Annotated in this window: 9 protein-coding genes; 2 read left to right on the top strand and 7 right to left on the bottom strand. The window is 38.7% G+C overall.

Going from position 1 to position 10,971, the window contains the following annotated elements:
- Together B8967_RS20075 and B8967_RS20070 are read right to left on the bottom strand one after the other, a co-directional pair.
- Window positions 1-848 (bottom strand): hypothetical protein (locus tag B8967_RS20075; RefSeq protein WP_228406268.1); only part of this gene is annotated, 848 nt, incomplete at its 3' end.
- A gap of 5 nt (window positions 849-853) precedes the next feature.
- Window positions 854-2,494 (bottom strand): T9SS type A sorting domain-containing protein, encoded by a 1,641-nt coding sequence (locus B8967_RS20070; protein ID WP_084087508.1) that lies wholly within the window; start codon window positions 2,492-2,494, stop codon window positions 854-856.
- Window positions 2,495-2,809: 315 nt separating this feature from the next.
- Between B8967_RS20070 and B8967_RS20065 the strand changes: the two genes are divergently transcribed.
- Both B8967_RS20065 and B8967_RS20060 read left to right on the top strand, forming a co-directional pair.
- On the top strand, window positions 2,810-3,694 hold the full coding sequence (locus B8967_RS20065; protein WP_084087506.1) for an AraC family transcriptional regulator: 885 nt from the start codon (window positions 2,810-2,812) through the stop codon (window positions 3,692-3,694).
- A 68-nt stretch (window positions 3,695-3,762) separates the two neighbouring features.
- Window positions 3,763-4,932, top strand: a complete 1,170-nt coding sequence (locus B8967_RS20060) for an iron-containing alcohol dehydrogenase (RefSeq protein ID WP_084087504.1) — start codon at window positions 3,763-3,765, stop codon at window positions 4,930-4,932.
- Window positions 4,933-5,019: 87 nt separating this feature from the next.
- On the opposite strand, the gene B8967_RS20055 is transcribed toward B8967_RS20060, so the two are convergent.
- The 5 genes from B8967_RS20055 to B8967_RS20035 form a co-directional block, all read right to left on the bottom strand.
- Window positions 5,020-5,409, bottom strand: coding sequence for a hypothetical protein (locus B8967_RS20055; protein ID WP_084087502.1), 390 nt, complete (start codon window positions 5,407-5,409; stop codon window positions 5,020-5,022).
- A gap of 263 nt (window positions 5,410-5,672) precedes the next feature.
- Entirely contained in the window at window positions 5,673-6,062 is a 390-nt protein-coding gene (locus tag B8967_RS20050; protein WP_084087500.1) for a hypothetical protein, read from the bottom strand.
- Window positions 6,063-6,163: 101 nt separating this feature from the next.
- The gene (bglX, locus tag B8967_RS20045; RefSeq protein WP_084087498.1) at window positions 6,164-8,491 is read right to left on the bottom strand and encodes a beta-glucosidase BglX; all 2,328 of its coding nucleotides are present in this window, start codon (window positions 8,489-8,491) and stop codon (window positions 6,164-6,166) included.
- A gap of 189 nt (window positions 8,492-8,680) precedes the next feature.
- The gene (locus B8967_RS20040) at window positions 8,681-9,388 is read right to left on the bottom strand and encodes a carboxylesterase family protein (RefSeq protein ID WP_084087497.1); all 708 of its coding nucleotides are present in this window, start codon (window positions 9,386-9,388) and stop codon (window positions 8,681-8,683) included.
- Window positions 9,389-9,523: 135 nt separating this feature from the next.
- Window positions 9,524-10,915 carry a glucoamylase family protein gene (locus B8967_RS20035; protein ID WP_084087495.1) on the bottom strand — a complete coding sequence of 464 codons (1,392 nt, stop codon included), beginning with the start codon at window positions 10,913-10,915 and terminating at the stop codon, window positions 9,524-9,526.
- Window positions 10,916-10,971 lie beyond the last annotated feature (56 nt).

Raw genomic sequence — 10,971 nt, 5'->3', positions numbered from 1 at the left:
GAAAGAACTCTTGTTCTTGTAACAAACTCTTCATAAGTAGTCCCATTTTCAACAGTACAGGCCCTTCCTACTTTTAATCCTTTATAAAAACTACTCAGATAATTGTAATTGCTGGTCAGGTAGTTAAATTTTATTTCCTTTCCTGTTGGTAAAAGAATTCTGGTAATGACAAAATCTGTGGTATTGAAATCCTGAGGATCAGGTGCATTACCACCTCCAACATTTTGGGTCTGATTTCCCGGTTTGAAATAATATTTTATTCCCTGATTATCTGTAAAAACAAATGAGTCTTCAATCTTTACCGTACTATAGGGGATTTGAATGATTCTACCGGCACTGTCATAATAAAACTCTCCTGAGCTGCCACCAATAGCATAAGAATAGATATCCGGCTGGGTATCCGGTGCTCCCAGTCCATTTTTGAGGGTCATGGCAAGGGTATAATCATTTGAGTTCGCTTGGACAGGGTTAAAATTATCAGGATTAATATATTGTATTTTTCCTTTGTCCTCTTTCCCCAAAATCTGTTTGGAAAGAGAAATCCCTCCAACGGATAATGCCCAGCCAAGGCCAACTTTTGAAGCGGTTTCTTTGACTTTCACCCCTGAAGCGTGATACTTTAAAGAAATAGGTAAACTAAAATCACCCACTTTGATAGTATACAGAGGAATATCAATACCTACCGCTCCGGTATGGGTAGAAGTAGGGATATCAATATGTTTGGATAATTGTCCGGCATCCGGAGATTTTATAGTGAGGTTATATTTACTGTCTTTCGCATCTACTGATTGTGCATAGCCCAGGGCGCATCCACAGATGAGCAGAGAAGCTGCAATTACTTTTTTCATCGTGTTTATTTTTTAATCAATTTGGCATTCGCCGTTTTATTCGTATCCGTTTTGATGGTCACCAGGTAAGCACCTTGTACAAGAGCCTGTGTATTGATTTTGGTCACATTATTTTTAGTTTTTATACTCTGAAGCTGTCTTCCGCTCATATCATACAGCATAATATCAGCTTCTTTGAAATTAAAGCCGATTTCCACATAAGCATAATCTGAAACAGGGTTTGGATAGATCTTGATATCATGTTTTTCTATTAACTGATCCACCTGTTTATCTCCCAGCTTTACAATCTTCCAGTTTTCTTTTCCTAATTCCTCAGCACTGGTTCCGGCCAGAATAATAGAGCCATCTCTGTTAAGTCTCAAATCTGAAAGTCTCTCTTCTCTTTTTCTCGAGTCTCCACTCACATGTTTTCTCCATTGCTCATTACCATTGCCATCCAGATACAACATCCAGAAAGTCTCATCATCCTTCTCTATTCTTCCTTCCGCCTGGGTATATCCTCCGAGCAATATTCCTTTCGTGGCATCCTGGTTCCTGGATCCTGACTCTTGGCTCTGTATCACATTCATTCCCATCAAAACATCCCTGTTCTTGAAATTGTAGGATTTCTGCCATTGTTCATCTCCTCTTTCATTCAGTGAGATCAGCCAAAGGTCTGTTCCTTCTTCAATACCAACTGATTTGTTTCCGGATCTCTCGGATCTGGATTCTCCTCCAATGATAAAACCGTTTGAAGTTAGAGCCAGGGTTCTGATATGATCATCGTCTTTTCCGCCAAAGTTCTTTTCCCATTCTACTTTTCCAGTTTTATCCAGTTTTACGATCCAGTAGTCGCCTTCACCGAAATTGCTGCTGGCTTTTGGCATTTGGCTAATGGCTATTGAGGAAGCAGCTCTTTCAGTCGAAGGTTTAGTCTCAGGATTTCCAACCCCGGAACCCAGAACCTCGGAACTCCTTGAATAAATTCCCAGTAATGCTCCGCCGTCTTTCGTGGGGATCATTTTTTCTACTTCGTCCAAGCCTCTGCCTCCCAGAATAAGCTGAGACAGTTCTTTTCCATCTTTATCCAGCCTGGTGATCCAGACATCTTTTGAACCATAACCTTTGGATGAGTTTTGAATATTTCCCGCCACAAAAAAGCCTAAGTCGGTGGTTTGAATGACTGCTTTGGCTTCTTCATCTGAGGAAGTTCCCAAGGTTTTCTGCCACAGTTCATCCCCAAATTCATTCAGCCTGATCAGCCAGATATCCGATCCGCCTTTGGAGTCATCTTTTTTATCCAGTCCCTTTCCTGAATAGGAAGTACCGGAAACCAGAAATCCACCATCCTGAGTGGTCACAGTTGCGGATAAATAATCGTGGTTTTGCCCGGCAAAATATTTCTCCCAAACCTGTTCGCCATGCTGGTTGAGTTTTACCAAATGAAAATCGTAACCGTTATTGAGCTTTTGGCTATTGGCAGCTAAAGACTGGCTTTTAGCCTGAATGCTGCTTCCTGTAATAAGATATTGCTGGTCAATGGTTGTAATCACCTGATTGAGAAAATCCTGAGTGGAAGATTTGATGTCCTTCTGCCAGATGACTTCCTGGGCAGAGAGGCTCAGGATGGTGCATAAGGTAAATGCACCCATGTAGAGTTTTTTCATGGATTGTGTAATTATCATTATTTTAATTCGATTGCAAAAATATCCTTTTTATGCCACTGCGAAAAGATTTATTTTATTGTATTGATTATGGATTTTATTACAACTTGATATTTTTATTTTTCACTATTAATTTCTGTAGCAAACAAAGGTATTTCAGTAAAGCGACAAAGTCTGTCGCATTATAATAATTCATAAGATCAATTCTTTTAATTCTATAAAAAGCGTCTGTAATTCATACCTCTTCCCCTCCAAACCTTTGGATATTGGGCATGTTTTGCCATACCTTTGCTGCCGCGTTTTAAAACACTGGTAACAATGGGTGTCCTGAAAAAATTAGAGATCAAAAAGAAGAGTCAAAAGGCCGAAGATAAAAACCTGTCTTTCCGGGTTTTTGATTTAACCATAGAAAATCTGAAAGAATATACCCAGCCTCATAAGAAAGACCATTTCTGTATTATTGTAATGGAAAGCGGAGCCCTTCAGATTCATATTGAAGAAAAAGTACACCCGTTAAAGGCCGGAAAAATTTCTGTTATATTTCCTGAACAGGCTAACTTCGTTTCTGCTGTAAGCGATAACGTTACAGGAAAAATAATTTTATTTGAAGAAATATTATTCTGTTCAGACATTCTTAAAAACGAATTAAGTACCTACAACGTCAATCTTTCTACCCAATTGAACTGTACTATTCTTTCTCCTGAAGATTTTGAACAAAGTCTGCATACTATTTCAATCATTCAGAAAATTTATCAACATCCAAGTCTTATCAAAAAAGAACAGGCAAGATTTCATATTAAAATTTTCCTGTTGGGACTCATTGAATCCGTGCATGGGCTTCACCCTATTCTTCATAAAGACACGGCAGACAAACCCATATATGTCCGATTTAAAAAGCTACTGAATGAGCATTACAAACAACACCGAACAGTTCAGTATTATGCTGAAGAACTAGCTGTCAGTACAAAAAAATTAAATTCCATCACCAAAAAACACTGCAGCGAAACGGCTATTCAGGCGATTCACAACCGGATTTTAATAGAAATCAAGCGTCAGTTGATGTTTTCCGATCTTTCGCATAAGGAAATAGCTTTTGATCTTGGTTTTAATTCCCCCTCGGCCCTCAACAAATTTGTAAAAGCTAAACTTAAGGAAACACCTACCGAACTTCAGCAGGAGCTGGCGCAAATGTATAACGCATAGTCCTGTTTGTATAACATTACCTGTTTCGTCTTATCTAATTTTGTTTCATCAAAAATTAACTAAGAAAAATGAGTAAATTATTTATCGCAGGAGAAGTTTTTCATGGAGCAGGAAGCCTTGAAGAATTAAAGAATATTACCGGTAAAAAAGCAGTTATTGTAACAGGAGGAAGCTCAATGAGAAAGAGCGGAGCCCTGGATAAAGCAGTTGCTTACCTTACCGAAGCGGGCATCGAAACTCAGGTTTTCGAGGGGGTGGAAGAAGATCCATCTTCCGGAACATGTATGAAAGGTGCTGAAGTCATGAAAACTTTTGAACCGGATTGGGTAATCGGACTGGGAGGCTGTTCTGCCATTGATGCTGCCAAAATCATGTGGGTATTTTATGAGTATCCTGATGCAGATTTCGAAGCCATGATCAAACCTTTTACGGTACCGGTTTTAAGAAAGAAAGCTAAATTTATTGCTATTCCTTCCACCAGCGGAACAGGAACTGAAACTACCGGTTTAGCGGTCATCACAGACCGTGAAAAAGGAGTGAAATATCCTATTGTTTCTTATGAACTGACTCCGGATATTGCCATTGTGGATGGTGAAATCTGTGCGTCTATGCCGGCTCATATCACCTCCAATACAGGACTGGATGCTTTGACACACTGTGTAGAGGCTTATGTCTCAAATATTGAGAACAATTATGCTGATGTCCTTTCAAAGGGAGGGTTGGAAATTGTTTTTAACAATCTTAAAGAAGCCGTAAACCATCCTGACAACATTAAGGCCCGTCAAAATATGCATGATGCCTCTTTCATGGCCGGTCTGGCATTCAATAATGCATGGTTGGGAATCGTTCACTCTTTATCCCATCAGGTAGGAGCTTTGTATGGAATTCCTCATGGTGCTTCCAATGCCATCTTCCTTCCGAATGTGATCCGTTATAATGCTCTGGCAACAGACCGTTATCCTGATCTGGCTAAAGTAATCGGTAAGAAAACAGCTGAAGACCTTGCTCAGGCTATCGAGACATTACGTTCTGAGGTGAATAATAATGCTTCTCTTAAAGCATTTGGAATTTCAAAAGAGGATTGGGACAAAAACCTTGATTATATCACAGCCAATGCTTTGGCAGATCCTTGTACGGGATTCAATCCACGCGTTCCTTCATTAGATGAATTAAAAGCAATATACAATGCTTGTTATGAAGGTGTTGTTTATGCCGAAGAGGCAGTAGCTATCCTCTAAGACTTAACAAAACTGGAGAATGACAGTCTGATCATTCTTCTTTAAAATAAAAACAGGAAATCGAATCGATTTCCTGTTTTATTTTTTTTATTGATAGATTACTACATTATCCTTTTTAAGCTGATAACCGCTTTTTTTGAAAGGAACCAATACATAACCATCTTTTTTCCAAGCTTTTGCTTTTCCAGGTCTGGTAAGAATTAAGCTTCCTCCTTCAACATCTTTAACGAAAACCTCTGCTTTTTTCTTGTCTTTGCTGAAAATCACTGCGGCAATATACCCTCCGTCTGAAGCAACTTCTTTTAATTTAATTTTTTCTTCAAAAGTTCTTATACAGTCTTTTTTGATCTGAGAATAGGTATATCCTGCAGAACCGATACATCCGTGAGCATCTTTATCGCCTCCTAATACAGGTGTTTTTTGTGCGAATACTAAAGAACCAAGGAACATTGTGCTAAGTAAAATTGTTTTTTTCATGTTTTGTTGTTGTATTATTATGATAACTATCGTGGGTATTATTAAAAATCATGCCAAAATACAAACAAAACACTTTGCTGTGAAAAATTCCCCCTGTTCTTTACTTAGTCCAAATGATTTTTTGAATGCTTCACCTCATCAGAATGGATTCCGATCATTACATTGAATTCTCCTGATTCCCAGCCAGATTTCCATTTCATGAGATCTGATCATTCTTCCTTAAAATAAAAACAGGAAATCGAATCGATTTCCTGTTTTATTATTTATTGATAAATTACGACATTATCCTTTTTAAGCTGATAACCGCTTTTTTTGAAAGGAACCAGTACATAACCATCTTTTTTCCAAGCTTTTGCTTTTCCAGGTCTGGTAAGAATTAAACTTCCTCCTTCAACATCTTTAACAAACACCTCTGCTTTTTTCTTGTCTTTGCTGAAAATCACTGCAGCAATATACCCTCCGTCTGAAGCAACCTCTTTTAATTTGATTTTTTCTTCAAAAGTTCTTACACAGTCCTTTTTGATCTGAGAATAGGTATATCCTGCAGAACCGATACATCCGTGAGCATCTCTATCCCCTCCTTTTATCGTCATTTCTTGTGCGAATACTAAAGAACCAAGGAACATTGTGCTAAGTAAAATTGTTTTTTTCATGTTTTGTTGTTGTATTATTATGATAATTATCGTGGGTATTATTAAAAATCATGCCAAAATACAAACAAAACACTTTGCTGTGAAAAATTTTCTACTACTCCTTACTTAGTCCAGGTAATTTTTGAATGCTTCACCTCATCAGAATTGGTTCCGATCATCACATCAAATTCTCCTGATTCCCAGTCGTATTTCAGATCTCCATTATAGAATTTCAGATTCTCCGGGCTGATCTCAAATGTTACTTTTTTGGATTCTCCTTTTTTCAGAAATATTTTCTGGAAACCTTTCAGTTCTTTTACCGGTCTTGTAATACTTCCTACCAGGTCTCTGATATAAAGCTGAACCACCTCTGCTCCATCATAGTTTCCGGTGTTGGACACATTCACTGACGCCTGAATAGTTTGGTTGCCTTTTGGATTAGCGTTGGAAACAGTCATATCCGAATAACTGAATTTTGTATAGCTCAATCCATATCCGAAAGAGTATAATGGGGTATTACATTCATCCATATAGTTGGAACGGAATCTTTGGTATTCACATTTATCAACAAGCTTCTGGTCTAAAGGACGGCCCGTATTTTTAGCATTGTAATAAATAGGCACCTGACCAAGACTTCTTGGGAAAGTCATCGGAAGTTTTCCTGAAGGATTTACTTTTCCGAATAAAACATCAGCAAGTGCATTTCCTGCTTCCGAACCCGGGAACCATGCATTGACAATAGCATCAGGTGTATCTTTTACATTCGTTAAAGCTAATGGACGGCCTGTGAAAAGTACCATTGCAATAGGCTTTCCGGTCTTTTTCAGCTCGTTCAACAGATCAACCTGAGACTGAGGGATTGTAATTTCACTTCTTGAAGAAGATTCCCCGCTCATTTCTGCAGATTCTCCGATTGCCAGGACAATAACATCTGCTTTATTGGCAATATCCACGGCTTCTTTTAATAATTCTTCCTTGGAACGGTTATCTCTGTCGGTTTTCTTCCCGTGAGCAGCGTAGATTTCTTCTAATTTAGCATCATAATCGATATTAGCTCCTTTAGCAGAAAGGAATTTAACCTCTTTGCCATAGTTAGCCTGAAGCCCCTGCATCAAATTAACAGACACATTATGTTTTGTAGCCACACTCCAGGTTCCTGCCATATTCATCGAGTTATTAACCAATGGTCCGATTACAGCAACTGTACCTGATTTTTTCAACGGTAAGACCTGGTTTTCATTTTTCAGTAAAACCATTGACTGAGCAGCAGCAGCTCTTGCCACATTACGGTTTTCCATATTGTAAACCTCTTTTGCCGCCAGTTTTGCGTCTCCATGTTTGTATGGATTATCAAATAAGCCTAAATCATATTTCGCTTCAAGAATTCTTTTGGCAGCCATATCAATTTCAGCCTGTGTTACTTTTCCTTCTGATAAAGATTTTTTTAAGGTTGTTAAAAAACCTTCTCCTACCATATCCATATCGATCCCGGCTTTTAAAGCCAAAGCTGAAACCTGCTGGATATCTCCCATTCCGTGATCAACCATTTCATTGATACCGGTATAATCGGTTACTACGAAACCTTTGAATTTCCATTGGTTTCTCAGTACTTCGGTCTGAAGCCATCTGTTTCCTGTTGCCGGAACTCCGTCCACCTCATTGAAAGAGGCCATTACAGAGGCAACACCAGCATCAACAGCTGCTTTGTAAGGAGGAAAATATTCATTGAACATTCTTACATGGCTCATATCAACGGTATTGTAATCTCTACCCGATTCACCTGCTCCATAGAGTGCAAAGTGCTTTACACAGGCAAGTATGTTCGTACCATTGGCTAAATCTTTCCCTTGGTATCCATACACCATGTTCTTTGAAATTTCACTTCCTAAATAAGGATCTTCACCAGAACCTTCAGACACTCTTCCCCATCTTGGTTCACGGGAAATATCAACCATGGGCGAAAAAGTCCAGTTGATTCCGTCTGAAGCAGCCTCTCTTGCAGCCACTCTTGCAGACTGCTGTACTAAATTCATATCCCATGAAGCCGCAAGGCCTAATGGAATTGGGAAAGTCGTTTCATAACCATGGATAACATCCATTCCAAAAATCATTGGAATTTTCAGACGGCTTTTTTCAACAGCTACTTTTTGAACGGCTTTGATTTTATCAGCCCCTTTTATGTTGAACAATCCACCTACCAATCCCTGCTCTACTTTTTTTCCGATATCGGAACTTTGAGCCATTCCTGTAGTAAAATCTCCGGAAGTCGGCAGATTGAGCTGACCGATTTTTTCGTCCAATGTCATTTTAGATAACAGATTATCTACAAAGGCTTTCTTTTTTGCCTGATATTGGGCTGTCTGATAAGACTGTACGGGTTTATCCACCATCTCCTGTGCCGAGAATACCGGCGAAAGGGCTAATGCAGCGAGTACGATTAGTTTTTTCATAAATCTAACTTCTTATTGTTCTATTATAATTAACGTGAAACGTTATTTTTTGACTGATTGTATCTGATTGACCTATTTTCATTGTCTCTAAAAAAGACAATATTCAAAAATATGAAAATAATTCAATATTACTTCAATAAACTCAAGGTTTTACCATGGCTGAGCATCGCATTTCCTCTGAGTTTTTGCTTATTTCTCTTTTTTCTTTGACAGCATCCATTCATACAGCTGGGGGTTTGAATATGCTGAATCCCAGGAGTTATGATTATCATTCGGGAAAATCACCAATTCTGCAGCAGGATTAACCGGATGTAGTTTCTGATAGAATTTAAAAGCATTTTCCGGCAGTACAATATCATCCATTCCGCCATGATATATTCTCATATTCAAATTTTTATATTGCTCGATATTGGCGGTCATCACCTGATCCGTAGGTGCACATACTGAAACTACTGCGGCAAACATTTCAGGATGCTCCATCGCTAATTTTAAAGTTCCCCATCCTCCCATGGAAAGTCCGGTAAGGTAAATTCTGGAAGCATCTATTTTATATTTCTTCTGAATTTCTTTTATTAAATGATATACGGTAACTGTATCCCACCATGAATCTGCAGGACATTGCGGTGCCAGAATAGCCACCGGTTCCTTGATCAGTTCTTTATAGGTGAAAGGGCTGTGCGCTTTTACCATTTCAAGATTATTACCTCTTTCTCCCGACCCGTGAAGAAATACAATTAAAGGAACATTTCCTTTTGATTTTTGAGGGTAATCCAGTATGTAGGATATTTTTTCAGGTCTTTTAATTTCTTTGTTAAGTTCCGCTTTTACTTCCTGAGCTTTCAGCTGTAATGAAAGGGGAAGAAGTAAAAGGGGAAGGTGTTTCAATTTTAATTTCATATTGTTATTTAGGTTTTTGGCTTAAGCCATTGGATTGGCTTTTTATTTATATACACGGGCTAAAGCCCATTTCTATCAATTTTAATCAGCCACGAGTGCACAATGATCCTGCATTTGTGGCTGATTGAAAGGTATCTATTTTATTCCGTATTTCGGGGACTGAAAACTTAATTTTTTTAATCCCTGCTGAATTTCCGGAGCATTCATGAACAGTTTCCAAAGGAATCCTGATCTGTAGTTTTCTATCATTGGAGCTATAGTACCCTGATCAATTGCCAGGTACCTTGGGGTAGACCAATTGTTATAATGAATAGAAGTAGCATCATAAGGCCCGGCACTTCCAATAAATTCTGGTTTTTGAGTGTATATAAACCTTAGAAAATTCATGGATTCTTTCGGGGTGTATGGGAAACTGCTTAAAGCGGCTGTAGGGGTGATCACTCCGTTATCATTGGTAGGCATATGTGCAGTGTAGCCTGCACTTCCATCTTCATTTCTGGTATAACCAGCTGTCAGCCCCCAATAATTGGGCCCATACCCTTTCCATTGCTTCGGATTTTCCACACAATATTTGTAATCAATAAGGGTTTGGTTTTTATTTAAATCAAAATAGTTTTTGATCAGTTTATCAGATAATCCGGTTGGATCAAGTCCTATATAGGAATATTGCGACCAAAAAAGCGGTCCACCATATTCTTCTGCGTAATTATGTTTTACGTAGAGTGGTAATCCGTATTTTGTTTTGTCGGTAAGGTAGGTTCCGTTTCTGGTCCAGCCTTTATAGTAGGTTTCTGCATCAATGGCGTAGGTAGGTGAAGAGGCTGCCAGGATATAGGTAATTAAGCATTCATTATACCCTTCCAGAGGGAAATTCATGTCCCACTGATATTCAGGAGACCAATGCCAGTACAATACTTTTTCGCCTCCTTTGGTATACCAGTTCCACTGAATTCCTTTCCAAAGCTCGTCGCATTTTGCTGCTAAAGCTTTTTCCTCGGCATTTCCATTTTTAAAATATTCACGGGTCATCAGTATCCCTGAGGTAAGAAATGCTGTTTCTACCAGATCGCCTCCATTATCTTTTTTACCAAAAGGCACGGTCTTCCCTGTTTCACCATTGATCCAATGTGACCATGCACCTTTATGACGGTCTGCCTTTGCCAGAAAATCCATCATATGGGAAAGTCTTTTTACGGCTTCTTTTCTGGGAACAAATCCTCTTTCTACTCCAACCAGAATGGTAGCCAATCCAAATCCTGAGCCACCGGTGGTAATGACATGTTTATCATTATCCGGATAGATATTATCTTCGTGATAACGCTCTCTGCCCAACATTGAATTGGGTTCTGCATAATCCCAGAAGTAGGTAAGAGCATCTTTCTGTACTTTATCCATCAACTGTTCATCTGTAATAGTGCTTTTCACTATTTTATCCTGAGAAGCTTCCTGTTTGGAAACCTGAATATTTTTGCATGAATACGCAAAAAACAGGGAGGTTACTGCAACTGATACTACGATCCTTTTCATTGGTAAATGGTTTACTGGTTTATAAAATGAGAGGAGAATTTTCACTCTCCTCTTGT

Source organism: Chryseobacterium sp. YR221 (assembly GCF_900176315.1).
GTDB lineage: Bacteria > Bacteroidota > Bacteroidia > Flavobacteriales > Weeksellaceae > Chryseobacterium > Chryseobacterium rhizosphaerae.
The sequence above is the reverse complement of the archived record's forward strand: the minus strand, read 5'-3'. Positions and strand labels throughout refer to the sequence as shown.